A 14,616-nucleotide genomic window follows, 5' to 3' on the forward strand; every position below is an offset into this window, starting at 1 on the left:
AGTTGAACTGGGTGAGGACGTAGATTTTGTCGATATCGGAATTGATGCAGTTGCTGACCGGGATGTCGATGAGGCGGTATTTGCCGGCTAGTGGCACAGCCGGCTTGGCGCGGCGCTTGGTCAGGGGATAAAGTCGGGTGCCACGCCCGCCTCCCAGGATGATCGCCAGTACATCGCGCATGGTTGTCCTCCACCAAGCTACACCCAATAGCATAGACTGCTGCGGGGCCACCTCAACCGCCGTCCCGGCAAGGAGAACCAGTTGACGAAACAGAATGTGAGAAGCACCAATACCGATGGCGCGTATCCTGGCCTTCACCAACAACAAAGGGGGCACCGGCAAGTCCACCCTCTGCGTCCACGCGGCCCAGTTAACGGCTCAACGGGGCTACCGAGTTCTGCTCATCGATCTCACCTCCCAGGCCACCGCCAGCAGCTTTTACCTGGAAGAGGTGGGATCCCTGCCCCCCGAGGAAACAGTCTGGGCCAGCTTGCACCCGCAGCATCGATGCTCTTTGGAAGAGGTGATCTATTGCACCGACAAGGGGGTGGATGTGGCGCCCTCCCACAGCACCATGGCGGAAGTGGCGGCCCAATTGGCGGCTGCCGGCGATGCAGGGCAACACCTGTTGCAGCACCAGTTGGATCCCTTGCTGCCGGATTACGATCTTATCTTTCTCGATACGCCGGGGGAACTGAATGCCCTCACGGCCAACGCCCTGCGGGCAGCCCAGCGGGTGTTGATCCCGACCCGGCTCAACCGCGCCGATTTCTCCTGTACAGAGGTGACCCTACGCTACATTGAGACCCTGAAAGGTCAGTTGAGCCAGGCCCGTGCTGTCTTGACCATGCTGGACGACCGCTACTTGCCGGGGGGCATCTGGTCGGGATCCCATACCGGGCAATTGTATGTGCAAGCGCAACAGATTTTTGCGGATGTGCTTTCACCCGTTACCATTCCAGATAGCAGCGATTTGCGCACCGCTTTTGACTACGGCTTGACGGTCATGGACTATCGGCCTGGCTCGGTGGTGTGTCAGCGATTGGTGCAGTTTGTCGAACATGAGGTGCTCTTGTGACTGGATCGGACCGTAGCCTCTTTCCTTCTTCAGGAGAAACTTCCCGCACTCGGCGTAAGGCCAGTGCTAAAACCAGTTCAGAGCCCACCTCTGCAGAATCTACTCCCACGGGCGAGGAGCCGACAACGATGTCTTCTCAGTCTCCTACAGAACCAGCCCCAGAATCGCCAGAAATTGCAACTCTCAAAAGCCAACTGGCCGAAGCTCAACAACGCTTGCAGGACTACCAAAACAAAGTCTCTGCCTTGCAAGCTCAGCTTGAGCAAGTCACTGCCCATCGGGACGAATTGCAGAAGGCGCTGGCCCAGTTGCAGGCGGTGGCAGACGAGCGGGCCAAGACCATTCAGGAACTGCAAAGCCGCCGAGGACAAGCTCCACTCCCGGCTAGGCCCCAACCCTCCGCTTCCCCGCTGCAGGCGCAGAAGAAGATCATGAATCGGCCCATCTTCGACAATGTGTCGCCCACCGACGAAGATATGCCGCCCTACATGCTGGACTAGGCAGTGGGTACTATCCTGGATTGCACCCGAGGAAAGAAGGGTGTAGGGTTAGGGATCCCTGTCTGCTCGGTTGCCGTTCTGGTCTTCACGCTATGACTTCATCCCAGGCGAAGATGACTGTTTCTTGCGATGCCATTCCGCCCCATGGGGGCACTTTGGTTAACCGCATTGCCCCGCCCGAGCAGGCACAAGAGCTGCGCTCCAAAGCTGAACACTGCCCCATCCTCTACCTCGACGAGCGGGCTCAGTCGGATCTGGAGATGATCGCCATTGGGGGCTTTAGCCCGCTCACCGGCTTCATGGGGCGGGCAGATTACCAGTCGGTTCTGGAGACGATGCATCTGGCCAATGGCCTGGCTTGGTCGCTGCCGGTGACGCTGCCGGTTGCTGCCGAGATAGCCGCCGATCTCAAGGAAGGGCAGACCATTGCCCTGGCCAACGGCGAGGGCAGGCTCTTGGGCCTGTTGGAATTGACCGAGAAGTTCACCTACGACAAAACCCGCGAAGCGCAGCAGGTCTACCGCACCACCGATGAGCAGCATCCGGGGGTGAAGGTGCTCTACGAACAGGGATCCGTCTATTTGGCTGGCCCTGTAACTCTCTTCCAGCGGGATCCCCATCCCCTTTTCCCGGCCTACCAGATCGACCCGGCTCAGTCGCGGCAACTGTTTCGGGAAAGAGGCTGGAAAACGATTGTCGGCTTTCAAACCCGCAACCCCATCCACCGCGCCCACGAGTACATCCAGAAGTGCGCGCTGGAAATCGTGGACGGGCTGTTTCTCCACCCGCTGGTGGGGGCCACCAAAAGCGACGACATTCCCGCCGAGGTGCGCATGCGCTGCTATGAGGTGCTGATTGAAAAGTACTACCCCAAGGAGCGGGTCATTTTGGCCATCAACCCTGCGGCCATGCGCTATGCCGGCCCGCGGGAAGCCATCTTCCACGCTCTCATTCGCAAAAACTACGGCTGCACCCATTTCATTGTGGGCCGGGATCATGCCGGGGTGGGGAATTACTACGGCCCCTACGATGCCCAGCACATTTTCGATGAGTTCCGTCCTGAGGAACTGGGCATCATCCCCCTCAAGTTTGAACACGCCTTCTATTGCACCGTCACCGGCACCATGGCCACGGCCAAGACCAGCCCTAGCCAGCCCCACCAGCGCATCCACCTGTCGGGCACCAAGGTGCGGGAAATGCTGCGCCGCGGCGAGATCCCCCCGCCAGAGTTCTCCCGCCCCGAGGTGGCCCAATTGCTGGCCGAAGCCATGCGTGAGCGCAGTTCGTCGTAGCTTTTGTGATTTCTCTGAGTGGAGGCAAAAGGGTCTGCGACCAACCAGACCCTATGTATTGATAAATTGATAAAGAGACAAAAACCCCACGCCCAAAGGCATGGGGAGGATCCTGCTCTCCTAGGAAACCCTCGTCAGCAAGCTCTCAATGGGCAGCAGCAGACCTCATCCTGCCTCAAAGCGGAGTTGCTCGGGATCCACATAATAGCAGCGGGCATTGTCAACACAGATCAGCGCCCAGCCATTTTGGTCAACATCGACCAACGTATATTCGGATTGAGGGATGAAGTGGCCCTGGTGGTTGCGGGTCTCGCCTTTAACCCAAACAGTCTGACGGTTCATCTTAAAGTTCCTCCAATTTACAGTCAAAAAATCAAAAGCAGGACTCAATTTCAATGCAAGTCAGTGCAAGGAGTGTCACATCAAACAGAACTAGGATGCACCAAACCCCTCGCATCTCCTCAAAGCCCAACCAATCCATAGGCTTGGGTGTGATGCAAGCTAGCTCACAGCGGTGAATAAATACCGTCTTGCGATTTGGTAAGAGAAGTCTAGCACCAACTCTATGAGAATATTGTTAAAAGTTGCAGATTAAATTGACAAGCTCTAGATTTTTCTAAATTCTTGTTGCAAAATTGCGTCAAGCCTGCCTAATTTTCTTCAAATAGCCACTGGTGCATCTTGCTCAGGTGAGGCCAAGCGGGACGGCGCTTCCCTCCCTCTGCCAAGTTGGATTTGACCCCCTCGATCTGCTCGGGATCCCGCGCCAAGATTTGCTTGATGGTCTCCACCTGCTGGCGTACCCCCGTTTTTTTCAGCTCCAGCATCGCCAAAGTCAAGTTCACCCGCGGCTGGGCGTCCACCGGATCCAGCTTCACGGCAGTTTGGGCGGCTTTCAGGGCTTTTTCCGCTTGCCCCTCCAAAAGATAGAGCCAAGACAGGCAAGTCCAGGCTGCTGCCGCCTTCGGGGATCCCTTACAGATAGCCTCAAAGGAAGGGATCAGCGTCTTGGCTGCTTCCCCCGCCTCGTAGCGCCGGATCCCTTCCTGAAACAATTCTTCAATGGCTGCGCTCATCGTTCTCAATTGAGCATAATGACGTATTGACAAATGTGCCGCTTTATGGGTGCAAGGCTATTCTTGCCTGTTCGCCCATCTGTTGTAGCGCACCGGTGTCGGGGAGAGGGATCCCTTCTCCTTCCGCCAGCCAGAGCCAGTACTCGATGTTGCCGGCAGGGCCGGTGATGGGCGACCAGGTATAGCCCTGCACCTGCCAGCCGCGGGCCACTGCCGCCTGCATCACCGTCTGCAGCACGCGGGCATGGATGGTCGGATCCCGCACGACTCCCTTTTTGCCCACCTGGCCTCGGCCCGCCTCAAACTGGGGCTTGACCAGCAGCAGAGCCTCCCGCGGCGACCGCAACAGCTTCCACAAAGGATCTAACACCTTGGTTAGGGAAATAAAAGAGAGATCCACCACCGCCAGATCCGCCCAGCTTGGGGTGGGCACCTCGGTTCCGTAGAGATCGGCCGGCTGCAGGTGGCGCAAGTTGGTTCGTTCTTTGAGGATCACCCGCGGGTCGGTTCGCAAAGACCAAGCCAACTGCCCATAGCCCACATCCACCCCATAGACCCGCTGGGCCCCCTGTTTGAGTAGGCAATCGGTAAAGCCCCCCGTGGAGATGCCCGCATCCAAACAAATACGGCCCTGCACCTGAACAGAGAAGGTTTGCAGCGCCCCCTGCAGCTTTTCTCCTCCTCGCGAGACAAAAGCAGGCTTACACTGGATGTGGATTACGGGATCCCCGCTCACCCAGGCTCCAGCCTTCTCCGCCCGCACCCCATTGAGGAGAACTTCGCCTGCGAGGATGGCGCGCTGGGCCTGCTGGCGGGAAGAGAAATATCCCCGCTCCACCAACCAGCTATCCAGGCGCACCCGCTCGGCCATCTTGCTGCTGCTGTTAACAGCTCCTACCCGATTTTCAATTTCTCAGGATAGGAGAGCGGGATCCCTCTCGACCAGATCTGGCTTGGCGCCAGCAGAAATTGGCGGGGGATTAGCCAAAGCGTCCGCTCACGTATTCTTCCGTCTCGCGATTGACGGGAGAGTTGAAGATCTTCTCGGTGCGGTCGAACTCCACCATGCGTCCGTAGCGAACCCCTTCGTCGTCCACCTCGGTGTTAAAGAAAGCCGTAAAGTCAGAGACCCGCGCCGCCTGCTGCATGTTGTGGGTGACGATGATGATCGTGTAGCGACGCCCCAATTCCTTAAGCAGCTCCTCAATGCGCAGCGTGGAGATCGGATCCAGCGAGGCGCAGGGCTCGTCCATCAGGATCACTTCCGGCTGAATGGCCAAGGTGCGAGCAATGCAGAGGCGCTGCTGTTGTCCGCCGGAGAGGGAAAGACCGCTCAGCTTTAACTTATCTTTCACCTCATCCCAGAGAACGGCCTGGCGCAACGCACGCTCCACCAGCTCGTCCAGATCCCCCTGATAGCCATTGATCCGTGGCCCAAAGGCTATATTGTCGTAGATAGATTTGGGGAAGGGGTTGGGCTTCTGAAACACCAGGCCAACCCGCCGGCGCACCTCAGAGGGATCCACATCAGGGTCGTAGATATTTTTTCCGTGAAAAATGACCGAGCCTTCTACCCTTGCTCCCGGGATGAGATCGTTCATGCGGTTGAAGCAGCGCAAGATGGTGCTCTTGCCGCAGCCTGAGGGGCCAATGAAAGCTGTGATGTGATTTTTCGGGATCTTCAGGGAAACCTGCTTAACCGCTAGGTGGGAGCCGTAGTAGACGCTCAAATCCCGCGTCTCTAGTTCAACCTCCAAACGGGTGGATTTCTCAGGAGAGCCGGACTTGTCAGAGAGTGGAGAGCGCATAGGAGTACCGAAGGAGATAACGTCACTGCAAAGCCTAGATTGGGTTAAAGCAACAGGTGAGAGGGATTAGATGGTGATGGTTTCCTGCCGACGACTGACGATGAGCCGGAAACTGACTGTGGTGATCAACACCAAAATCACCAGAGCCAAAGCCCCTCCCCAGGCGATCTTCTGCTGGTTTTCAAAAGGAACGAGGGCAAAGTTGTAGATCAACACAGCCAGTGAGGCTACTGGCTTTAACAGACCGCTGGGCCAGAGGAAGCTAAACAAAGCAGTGAAGATCAGAGGCGCTGTCTCACCCGCAGCGCGGGCAATGGCCAACGTCACCCCCGTCAGGATCACCGGCAGAGCTGCCGGCAACACCACGCGAAACACCGTCTGTACCCGCGAAGCTCCCAACGCATAGGCAGCAGCCCGCGTATCTGCCGGCACCAGGCGCAGCGCCTCTTCACAAGACAAGATAATGATGGGCAGAGTCAACACCGATAGAGCCATCCCGCCGGAAAGGGCAGAGAAGGTCTTGGTGGAGAGCACCAGCACCCCGTAGGCAAACACCCCGGCAATGATAGAGGGAACCCCCGTCAACACCTTGATGATGAAGCGCAGAAAGGAAGCTGTGGGGCTGTTTTGGCCAAACTCCGAGAGATAGATGGCAGCAAACAGTCCGATGGGGAAGGTGATGGCGATAGCAATCGACACCACAATAATTGTCCCCAGCACCGCGTTGCCAAATCCGCCCACCTGATCGCCGGGAGGAGGGGGAAGTTGGGTCAGCGCTTGCCAGTTCAAGCGCTCGATGCCTCTGGTGAAAACGTAGTAGAGGATGAGAACCAGCACGAAAATGGCAAAGATGCTGGAGAAAACTGTCAGCGCTGTCATTCCTACATCCAAGAAGACGCGCCGCCAGGACTTTGCTCTGCGCTTGAACAAATTGCCTTGCTCTACCGCCTGAACTTGCGTCGTCATGTTCCTCTACTCCCGCGAAGCTGTCAACGCGAACTTGACACGGCGTATCATTAGCTCCGCCGCAATGTTAACTACCAGAGTGATGGCCAACAAAATCAAGGCCACATACATGAGCGCTGCCACCTGCTCAGGGCCTGCTTCTGCGAACTCGTTGGCCAACAGGGCCGGGATGTTGCTGGCAGGAGCCAGGAGCGAGACGCTAATACCGCGGGCATTACCAATTAGCATCGCCACTGCCATCGTCTCCCCCAAGGCACGTCCCAAACCCAAAACCACCGACCCCAGCATGCCGCCAATGGCCGCCGGCAGCACAACACCAAAGATGGCTTCCCAGCGAGTGGCCCCCATCGCATAGGCAGCCGCCCGCAACTCCGGCGGAACGGCCACCAGCACTTCCCTGGCAATGGCAGTGATGATGGGGATGATCATGATCCCCAAGACAACCCCTGCCGTCAGCATCCCCGGCCCCACCGGTGGCGTACTGAAAATGGGCAACCACCTGAAGTTCTGGAACAAGAACATCTGAAGCGGGCGAAAGAAGGGAATGAAGATAAACAACCCCCAAATGCCGTAGACCACGCTGGGAATGGCTGCCAGCAGCTCCACCACGATGATCAAGACTGTGCGCAAAGACTTGGGCAAAAAGTCCTCGCTCAAAAAGATGGAGATGCCGAAGCTAAAAGGAACGCCCACGATCAGGGCAATCAGAGAAGTCACCAGGGTGCCGTAGATCTGGGGCCAAGCGCCGTAGTTGTTCTCAACAGGATCCCAGGTGGTGCCCCAGAGAAAGCCCAGCCCGAACTTCTGAATGGCAGGTAGCGACTGAATCCCAATCTCCAGGGCAATCCACAACAGCAGCAAAGCCGAGAAAAAGACGGCAATCCGCGTTGCCCAGATGAACAACCAGTCGCGCCGGCGCTGGAAGACGGGCCGGGGCCGAAATAGAGAACTGCTCTCCGAAAAAGTAGTAGTCATCTGCCGGGTGGGGGGTACAAACTTCTACGGAGTGATGTTTTCCAGAGCAGCCAGAGCTTTCTGCCGCGTTTCTTCCGGCAAAGGCACATAGCCCAGCGGCTCCGCGAAGGATTGCCCTTCCGTGAGGCCGTAGCGGAGAAACTCCTTGACAGCTTTGGAGGTTTCAGCTTTGGGGTAGACTTTGTAGGCCAAGATCCACGTGTAGCCCACAATGGGGTAGGAGTCTTCCCCGGCGGGATCCGGGTCAACCCCCAACAGCCGCTCGTCGAGCTTGATTTTGGCCAGCGCTGCCTGCTCCGTCTCAACTTTGGGGGTGACGAACTTGCCCGACCGGTTTTCCAGGCGAGCGATGTTCAGGTTGTTGAGCTTGGCGAAGCCGAACTCTACATAGCCGATCGCGCCAGGGATCTGCTTAATCTGCTCGGAAACGCCTTCGTTACCGCGAGCTCCCACCCCGGTTGGCCAGTTCACGGAAGAGCCACGACCCACTTTTTGCCGCCATTCCGGGCTAATGGCGTTGAGGTGGGTGGTAAAGATGTCGGTGGTGCCGCTGCCGTCGGAGCGGTGCACAACGGTAATCGGCAAATCCGGGAGAGTCACCCCTGGATTAAGGCCGGCCAGCAGCGGATCGTTCCAGTTCTTAATTTTGCCCAAGAAGATATTCACCAGCGCCAGGCGAGAGAGGCGAATTTCGGGGCCCACGCCGGGGATGTTATAAGCTGGCACCACTGCCCCCCCCACCATCGGCACGGCCACCATGCCCTTGGGAGGGTTGGCTTCACTCTCGATCTGGCTGATCTCTTCGGGACGGGGCACACTGTCGCTGGCGCCGAAATCGACAGTGCGAGCCACAAATTGCCGCCGTCCGGCACCGCTCCCCACCGACTGATAGTTGACTTGGATGTTAGGGTTTTTCTTGCCAAATTCCTGAGCCCAAGTTTGGTAGATGGGAGCCGGGAAAGTAGCTCCAGCGCCGTTGATGGTTACGGTCTGCTGAGCAAATACCCGCTGCCAATTTGCCTGGCTGGCCGCAAACCCAGCAACAGTGGCAGAGACAGACTTCAGGAAAGAACGACGTCCCAAGGAGCGCAGCATCAACATACAGAAATCTCCCAGATGAAGATAGTGTCTCGATCCAACTCTGAGTGCTCTAACCTCAGAACCTGCTCAAGCCGGGCTGATCTCAAAAAAACAAGGGATCCTGTTAAAGATCCTTGCCACTCTGGTTCTTGTCGTTAATGTAATATAACGTTCATCCTTTTTGGTTAACGCGAGGTTAAAATCAGGTTATTTCTGACTACAGCTAGCCCCCCTTGTCGCTCTTTCCAGGGATCCCTTGCAGCGGAGAACACCATCGATCGAAGAAACGCGGCGTGAAGACCCCCGGATTCAAGGGCCTACGGCTGGGCTCTGGGGCCGGCTGAGTTTTCCGAGCTCTTTGGGCTGACATCAGCTTGGCAAATGCTTAGAATGAAAGGCTGTCGAGAAAATCAGTGCTTTCCTCCATGTCTAAACGCAATGTGCAAGTTGTGCTGCGCCAGGCGATCCCTGGCTTGGGCAGCCCCGGAGAGTTGGTGAGCGTCAAGCCTGGCTATGCCCGCAACTACCTTTTCCCGCGGCAGATGGCGGTGCGGCTTACACCTGGGCTTCTCAAGGAGCAGCAGATGCGCCGGGAGCAGGAAGCTGCCCGCAAATTGGCGGAGAAGCAGCAGGCGGAAAACTACAAAAAGGCTTTGGAGACCATCGGTCGCTTTGTCATCCGCAAGAAGGTAGGCGAAAACGATCTGCTTTTCGGACAGGTGACCACCAGCGACATTGCCGAGGTGGTGCTGGCTACCAGCGGCCTCGATATCGATCGCCGCAACATCCTGCTTAATGAAGAAATCAGAAAAACCGGGGTTTACCCCGTGCAGGTCAAGTTACACCCCGAAGTAACGGCTACGCTGCGCATTCAGGTCACGCCTGACTGAGAGCAGGGATCCGCGGAGAGAGGCTCTGTGGCCGGCGGGTATGCTCACTGAGCCCGTTGCTCTGAGGCGTATGGCCGAGAGGCTGGGTTGGTTTTTCTATCCTGGCTTGTGGTGATTAGCGATTACGACTTGACGGGTGGGGATCGGCTTCCGCCTCAAAACATAGAGGCTGAGGAGGAGATCCTGGGGGCTATTCTTCTCGATCCCGAGGCATTGGCGCGGGTGGTGGAGTTCCTGCGTCCCGAGATGTTTTACCTCTCGGCCCACCAGGAGATTTACCGGGCTGCCCTGCATCTGCACAGCCAAGGCCAACCCACCGATCTGATGACGGTTTCTGCCTGGCTGGCGGATCACCACCTTCTGGAGCGGGTGGGGGGGACAGGGGCAATTCGTCGTCTGCTGGAGCAAACGGTTAGCAGCGTCAACATTGACCAGTACGCCCGCCTGGTGGTGGACAAATACATGCGCCGCCAGTTGATCCAGGTGAGCAACACCCTGGCTCGTCTGGCCTACGACACCAGCCAGCCCCTGTCTCAGGTGATGGATCAGGCGGAGCAGCAGGTGTTTGGCCTCACCCAAGAGCGAGTGCAGCGCAGCCTCATCCCTGCTTCTGAGGTTTTGGTGAACATCTTCTCGGATCTGGAGGAGAAGTTCCAGAGCGGGGCTCAGATCCCTGGGATCCCGACCAAATTCATCGACCTCGACAACCTGACCCAGGGCCTGCAACGCTCGGATCTGGTGATCCTGGCCGGTCGCCCCTCGATGGGGAAAACCAGCTTGGCCCTTAACATTGCCCAAAATGTGGCCGCCTACGTCAGGCAGCCGGTGGCCATTTTCAGTCTAGAGATGTCGCGGGAGCAACTGGTGCAGCGGCTTTTGGCCAGCGAGGCCCGCATCGACAGCAGCCGCCTGCGCGCAGGGCGCATCAGCGAGCACGAGTGGCAGCGTCTGGGGCAGGCGATTGGCTTTTTGTCGCAACTGCCCCTGTTTATCGACGACACTCCCGATTGCACCGTTACGGAGATTCGCTCTAAGGCGCGGCGCTTGCAGGCGGAGCAAGGAGGAACGTTGGGGCTGGTGTTGATCGACTACTTGCAACTGATGCAGGGATCCGCCGCCGACAACCGAGTACAGGAGCTGTCGCGCATCACCCGCGGCCTCAAGGCGCTGGCCAAAGAGCTGATGGTGCCGGTGCTGGTGCTCTCTCAGCTCAGCCGGGCAGTGGAGTCGCGCTCTGATAAGCGTCCGCAACTGGCGGATTTGCGGGAATCCGGCTGCCTGGCGGGGGATACCCAGGTGATGGACGTGGATCGGGGCAAGCTCTGGCGGCTGGAACAACTGGCGGCCCTGCCAGCCTCAGCAGAACTGCCCCGCCTGCTCAGCCTCAACGGGCGCGGGCGCCTGGTGCCCCAACAGCCGGTGAAGGTGTTTTGCAGTGGCCGGCAGCCCACCTGTCTTTTGAAAACCCGCCTCAACTTCTCCATTCACGCCACCGGCAACCATCCTTTCTTGACGTCAGAGGGATGGAAACCCCTCGACGAGCTGCAACTGGAAGAGGAGGTGGCGGTGGTGGTACAGGAAGGGTTGATCTGGGATCCGGTGGTGTCGATTAGCGAGCCGGGGGAGCCCCAGCCGGTTTACGACATCGAAATGCCCCGCCACCACAACTTTGTGGCCAACGGCCTGCTGGTGCACAACAGCATCGAGCAGGACGCCGATGTGGTGATGATGATCTACCGCCCGGAGTACTACGATCCCAACACCAGCGATCGCGGCATTGCCGAGGTGATCATCGCCAAACATCGCAACGGCCCCACCGGCACCGTGCGCCTTTTGTTTGAAAGCCAGTACACCCAGTTTCGCAACCTGGCGGATCCCTATCGCTAAAGGCAAACCCGCTGGTGCCTGGTTCCTCCGGCAATTCCAAGAGCAGGACAGAGGAATGTTAGCTTAGGATAGCTGACAGCTTCAGCCGAGCTCGGCCACTGCCCTTTTTATCCCCTCATGTTTAAAAACGTTTTAATTGCAACCGATTGCAAAGATGGCCTGCAAAGGTTTGGCAAGTGCTTAGATGCCCTACACAGCAACGGCATTCAACGCCTTGTTTTCTTGCACAGCCTGATTTGGAAAGATGACGATATCGGCCTTCCCGAAGACCCCACCCCCAAAATAGAAACCAAGAAAGCCCAGTTTCGCCAGCTTTTGGGCACCATTCCGGAGGGGCTGGAGGCTAAGGTTTTGGTGCAGGTGGGCCAGCCGGTGGATCTGATTTTAAAAGGGATCCAAACTTACAGCTCCGACCTGCTGATCACAGGCATGGGGATCCACAACCTGCTCACGGAAAAACTGTTTGGCAGCACCACCGTGGAGCTGCTGCCTAGGTTGAACATCCCCCTGCTGGTGATGCGCCCGCAACTGCTGGCCGTCTTTACCCTCGAGGAGCTGCGCCTGCGCAGCCGCCACCTATTTCGCTCTCTCCTGGTGCCTTTTGACTTTGAGGAGCCGCGCCGGCAACTGCTCAGCCGTCTCGGCCAACTGCTGCCGGGGACTTCCCAGTGCCAATCGGTTACCCTGCTCTATGTGGTGGATCCCGGCGCCCGCCGCAACCAGGGAACGCCGGTGGAGGTGCTCAAACGCAAGGCTGAGGCCGATTTGGCTCAGGTAGTCGGGCCGTTGAGCGAGCAGGTGCAGCCGCTGCAGGTGCGGGCTCTGGTACGGGTGGGATCGCCGCTGCAGGAGATCCTGGCCACCGCTGCTGCCGAGGACGTAACTGCCATCGCCACCGCCTCTCCGCGGGTGGGCAGCTTTTGGGAGTGGTCGGTTCGCAGCCTCACCGGCGAGATCCTGCGGCAAAGTTGGCATCCGGTGTTGTTTTTCCCGCGCGGGTCTTTGGCCCAGTAGAGCTGCCCAATCCTTTTTCTATGCCCCTTTCCTCTGACCAAACCTTGAAAGAACTGTTGCAGGCGGTGGCTCAAGGGAGGCTCTCTCCCGAACAAGCCCTGCAAGCCTGTCGCTTTTTGCCCTTCGAGACGGTGGGGGACTTCGCCCGCGTGGATCACCACCGCCCCTTGCGCACGGGCTTTCCCGAAGCGGTGTGGGGGCCGGGCAAAACCCCTGAGCAAATTGCCCAGATCCTGGAACGGCTGCACCAGCAGGGATCCCTGGCTTTGGCCACCCGCGTCGATCCCTCGGTCTATGCCCAGATCCGCTGCCGCTTGCCCCAGGCGCAGTATTCTCCAGTGGCCCGCCTGTGCTGGATCCCGGCCCAGCAGACCATCCGCCGTCCCGGCCAGATTAGCGTGATCTCCGCCGGCACCGCCGATGTGCCGGTGGCCGAAGAGGCCGCTCTCACCGCCGAGCTTTGCGGGTTTGCGGTCAAGCGCCTCTGGGATGTGGGGGTGGCCGGGATCCATCGCCTGTTGCACCACCGCGCCGCCCTGGAAGCCGATGTGCTGATCGTGGTGGCGGGCATGGAAGGGGCCTTGGCCAGCGTGGTAGCCGGCCTGGCGGACTGTCCGGTAATCGCCGTGCCCACCAGCATCGGCTACGGGGCCAGTTTTCAGGGCTTGGCCGCCCTGCTGACCATGCTTAACTCTTGTGCAGCGGGGGTGGGAGTGGTGAACATCGACAACGGCTTTGGGGCGGCCATTTTGGCAGGCCAGATCCTACGCTGTGGACAACGGCTGGCGGCGCGATTGCCTTCGCCTGCCCCCCCTGAGGAGAGAGAAGGTTAAGAAATGTAAAACGATCCTGAGCCGGACAAGCTATACTCGGACCATGCTGGGGTTTTGGATTTCTCCGCTGGGAGGCTGTTGCCAAGAATTGAGGGATGGATCCCTTCTCCAGGTATCTTTTGTCAGGTGTCTTTGGGGCGCTTCCTCAACGACAACGACCCTAAAAATCTCCTGGAAGGGGTTGTCGATAGATCTGGGATAGCGGTCTGGGGTTAGCTGCACTGAACGAACGATTTTTTACCGGGTTACATGAAGCTTGCTGCTATGTCAATTGAGGCAATAGATACCACTGTGGCTTTTGTTCAAGGGATAATTCAGTCCTTCACTTGGACAGATCTCTTTTTGGTGGTGGCTCTGGTGTTTTTGGAAGCGGCCCTCTCCGCCGATAACGCCGTTGCCCTGGCGGCTTTGGTCAAGCATTTGCCCACTCCTCAGCAACAAAATCGCGCTTTGCGCTGGGGCATTATCGGTGCCTACAGTTTTCGCATCGCCATTGTGTTTGCAGCGGTTTGGCTGGTGGAGTATCCGCCCGCTCAGTTTCTCGGGGCCTGTTACCTGCTCTGGCTGGCCTGGCAGCATTTTTGCGGGGAAGAAGAAGGATCCGAGCAAGACATCACCCGCCAGGCTAATTTTTGGCAAACCCTGGTGATGGTAGAGCTAACGGATCTAGTCTTTTCTTTCGACAGCATCGCCGCTTCGGTGGGCGTCTCCCGCAAGGCTTGGGTGATCATCCTCGGCGGCATTCTCGGCATCACCTTGATGCGCTACATGGCCTCTTTGTTTTTGCGCTGGCTGGATGAGTTTTCCCGCCTAGAAGATGCTGCCTTTGCCATCATCGCCCTGGTGGGAAGCCTCATGCTGCTGGAGGTGTTTTTCCCCCAAGTTGAGCTCCCGGAATGGGGGATGGTGGTGGCTGTGCTGCCTTTGTTTGTCTGGGGCTTTTCGCAGCGTACAAGCTCCTGCGCGGCAGCCGATGAACAGCCGCAGCCGACCCTGGCCGATCTCAGAGAGTTGCACCCGACCGAAGGGATCCCTGCCAGCCTAGCCCCCCTGCCTGAGGCCGAGCCTGCTCCCGAGCTACAGCCGGACTAAGGGGCCTCACGGACAGCTTGTTCCGGATCCCTGGGCCTGGGAGGTCTGGTGGAGAAGGAGGATCTAAGCCTAAGAGACGAAGGCTGGCAGGTGCTCCGTAGCCTTGGCTGCTGGAGGCAACAGC

16 protein-coding genes are annotated in these 14,616 nt (G+C 58.3%); 8 read left to right on the forward strand and 8 right to left on the reverse strand.

The window, feature by feature from the left end; genetic code table 11:
- Nucleotides 1-181, reverse strand: a 181-nt coding sequence (locus NW853_RS02340) for a sugar phosphate nucleotidyltransferase (protein ID WP_414347552.1), incomplete at its 3' end; no start/stop codon positions are given.
- A gap of 115 nt (nt 182-296) precedes the next feature.
- Between NW853_RS02340 and NW853_RS02345 the strand changes: the two genes are divergently transcribed.
- The 3 genes from NW853_RS02345 (at nt 297) to sat (ending at nt 2,871) form a co-directional block, all read left to right on the forward strand.
- On the forward strand, nt 297-1,079 hold the full coding sequence (locus NW853_RS02345) for a ParA family protein (RefSeq protein WP_414347553.1): 783 nt from the start codon (nt 297-299) through the stop codon (nt 1,077-1,079).
- A 128-nt stretch (nt 1,080-1,207) separates the two neighbouring features.
- Nucleotides 1,208-1,579 carry a hypothetical protein gene (locus NW853_RS02350; RefSeq protein ID WP_414333585.1) on the forward strand — a complete coding sequence of 124 codons (372 nt, stop codon included), beginning with the start codon at nt 1,208-1,210 and terminating at the stop codon, nt 1,577-1,579.
- 113 nt (nt 1,580-1,692) lie between these two features.
- A complete protein-coding gene (gene sat, locus NW853_RS02355) occupies nt 1,693-2,871 on the forward strand; it encodes a sulfate adenylyltransferase (RefSeq protein ID WP_414333584.1) in 1,179 nt (392 codons plus the stop codon).
- Nucleotides 2,872-3,036: 165 nt separating this feature from the next.
- Here the strand turns inward: sat and NW853_RS02360 are convergent, their stop codons facing one another.
- The 7 genes from NW853_RS02360 to pstS all read right to left on the reverse strand — a co-directional run bounded on the left by NW853_RS02360 (nt 3,037) and on the right by pstS (nt 8,797).
- Entirely contained in the window at nt 3,037-3,213 is a 177-nt protein-coding gene (locus NW853_RS02360; protein ID WP_414333583.1) for a hypothetical protein, read from the reverse strand.
- Nucleotides 3,214-3,521: 308 nt separating this feature from the next.
- Entirely contained in the window at nt 3,522-3,947 is a 426-nt protein-coding gene (locus NW853_RS02365; RefSeq protein WP_414333582.1) for a hypothetical protein, read from the reverse strand.
- Nucleotides 3,948-3,990: 43 nt separating this feature from the next.
- A complete protein-coding gene (locus tag NW853_RS02370) occupies nt 3,991-4,818 on the reverse strand; it encodes a TlyA family RNA methyltransferase (RefSeq protein ID WP_414347556.1) in 828 nt (275 codons plus the stop codon).
- A gap of 109 nt (nt 4,819-4,927) precedes the next feature.
- Nucleotides 4,928-5,755, reverse strand: a complete 828-nt coding sequence (gene pstB, locus NW853_RS02375; protein ID WP_414333579.1) for a phosphate ABC transporter ATP-binding protein PstB — start codon at nt 5,753-5,755, stop codon at nt 4,928-4,930.
- 66 nt (nt 5,756-5,821) lie between these two features.
- On the reverse strand, nt 5,822-6,721 hold the full coding sequence (gene pstA / locus NW853_RS02380; protein ID WP_414347558.1) for a phosphate ABC transporter permease PstA: 900 nt from the start codon (nt 6,719-6,721) through the stop codon (nt 5,822-5,824).
- Nucleotides 6,722-6,727: 6 nt separating this feature from the next.
- On the reverse strand, nt 6,728-7,696 hold the full coding sequence (gene pstC, locus NW853_RS02385; RefSeq protein WP_414347560.1) for a phosphate ABC transporter permease subunit PstC: 969 nt from the start codon (nt 7,694-7,696) through the stop codon (nt 6,728-6,730).
- A 24-nt stretch (nt 7,697-7,720) separates the two neighbouring features.
- Nucleotides 7,721-8,797, reverse strand: coding sequence for a phosphate ABC transporter substrate-binding protein PstS (pstS, locus tag NW853_RS02390; protein WP_414333573.1), 1,077 nt, complete (start codon nt 8,795-8,797; stop codon nt 7,721-7,723).
- 404 nt (nt 8,798-9,201) lie between these two features.
- Here pstS and rplI point away from each other — a divergent pair, with 404 nt between their 5' ends.
- The 5 genes from rplI (at nt 9,202) to NW853_RS02415 (ending at nt 14,492) form a co-directional block, all read left to right on the forward strand.
- Nucleotides 9,202-9,666 carry a 50S ribosomal protein L9 gene (gene rplI, locus NW853_RS02395; RefSeq protein WP_414347562.1) on the forward strand — a complete coding sequence of 155 codons (465 nt, stop codon included), beginning with the start codon at nt 9,202-9,204 and terminating at the stop codon, nt 9,664-9,666.
- A 111-nt stretch (nt 9,667-9,777) separates the two neighbouring features.
- Entirely contained in the window at nt 9,778-11,553 is a 1,776-nt protein-coding gene (gene dnaB, locus NW853_RS02400; protein WP_414347589.1) for a replicative DNA helicase, read from the forward strand.
- A gap of 117 nt (nt 11,554-11,670) precedes the next feature.
- Entirely contained in the window at nt 11,671-12,567 is an 897-nt protein-coding gene (locus NW853_RS02405; protein WP_414347565.1) for a universal stress protein, read from the forward strand.
- 20 nt (nt 12,568-12,587) lie between these two features.
- The gene (larB, locus tag NW853_RS02410) at nt 12,588-13,400 is read left to right on the forward strand and encodes a nickel pincer cofactor biosynthesis protein LarB (protein ID WP_414347567.1); all 813 of its coding nucleotides are present in this window, start codon (nt 12,588-12,590) and stop codon (nt 13,398-13,400) included.
- Nucleotides 13,401-13,649: 249 nt separating this feature from the next.
- Entirely contained in the window at nt 13,650-14,492 is an 843-nt protein-coding gene (locus NW853_RS02415) for a TerC family protein (RefSeq protein ID WP_414347570.1), read from the forward strand.
- Nucleotides 14,493-14,616 lie beyond the last annotated feature (124 nt).

Source organism: Synechococcus sp. H55.11 (assembly GCF_047462475.1).
GTDB lineage: Bacteria > Cyanobacteriota > Cyanobacteriia > Thermostichales > Thermostichaceae > Thermostichus.

Bases quoted from the DNA above. Each gene is read 5' to 3' on its own strand.
- NW853_RS02365 (WP_414333582.1), bottom strand. From the start codon at position 3,947: ATGAGCGCAGCCATTGAAGAATTGTTTCAGGAAGGGATCCGGCGCTAC.
- larB (WP_414347567.1), top strand. From the start codon at position 12,588: ATGCCCCTTTCCTCTGACCAAACCTTGAAAGAACTGTTGCAGGCGGTG.
- pstC (WP_414347560.1), bottom strand. From the start codon at position 7,696: ATGACTACTACTTTTTCGGAGAGCAGTTCTCTATTTCGGCCCCGGCCC.
- NW853_RS02350 (WP_414333585.1), top strand. From the start codon at position 1,208: ATGTCTTCTCAGTCTCCTACAGAACCAGCCCCAGAATCGCCAGAAATT.
- NW853_RS02360 (WP_414333583.1), bottom strand. From the start codon at position 3,213: ATGAACCGTCAGACTGTTTGGGTTAAAGGCGAGACCCGCAACCACCAG.
- pstB (WP_414333579.1), bottom strand. From the start codon at position 5,755: ATGCGCTCTCCACTCTCTGACAAGTCCGGCTCTCCTGAGAAATCCACC.
- rplI (WP_414347562.1), top strand. From the start codon at position 9,202: ATGTCTAAACGCAATGTGCAAGTTGTGCTGCGCCAGGCGATCCCTGGC.
- NW853_RS02345 (WP_414347553.1), top strand. From the start codon at position 297: ATGGCGCGTATCCTGGCCTTCACCAACAACAAAGGGGGCACCGGCAAG.
- NW853_RS02405 (WP_414347565.1), top strand. From the start codon at position 11,671: ATGTTTAAAAACGTTTTAATTGCAACCGATTGCAAAGATGGCCTGCAA.
- NW853_RS02370 (WP_414347556.1), bottom strand. From the start codon at position 4,818: ATGGCCGAGCGGGTGCGCCTGGATAGCTGGTTGGTGGAGCGGGGATAT.
- pstA (WP_414347558.1), bottom strand. From the start codon at position 6,721: ATGACGACGCAAGTTCAGGCGGTAGAGCAAGGCAATTTGTTCAAGCGC.
- NW853_RS02415 (WP_414347570.1), top strand. From the start codon at position 13,650: ATGAAGCTTGCTGCTATGTCAATTGAGGCAATAGATACCACTGTGGCT.
- pstS (WP_414333573.1), bottom strand. From the start codon at position 8,797: ATGTTGATGCTGCGCTCCTTGGGACGTCGTTCTTTCCTGAAGTCTGTC.
- sat (WP_414333584.1), top strand. From the start codon at position 1,693: ATGACTGTTTCTTGCGATGCCATTCCGCCCCATGGGGGCACTTTGGTT.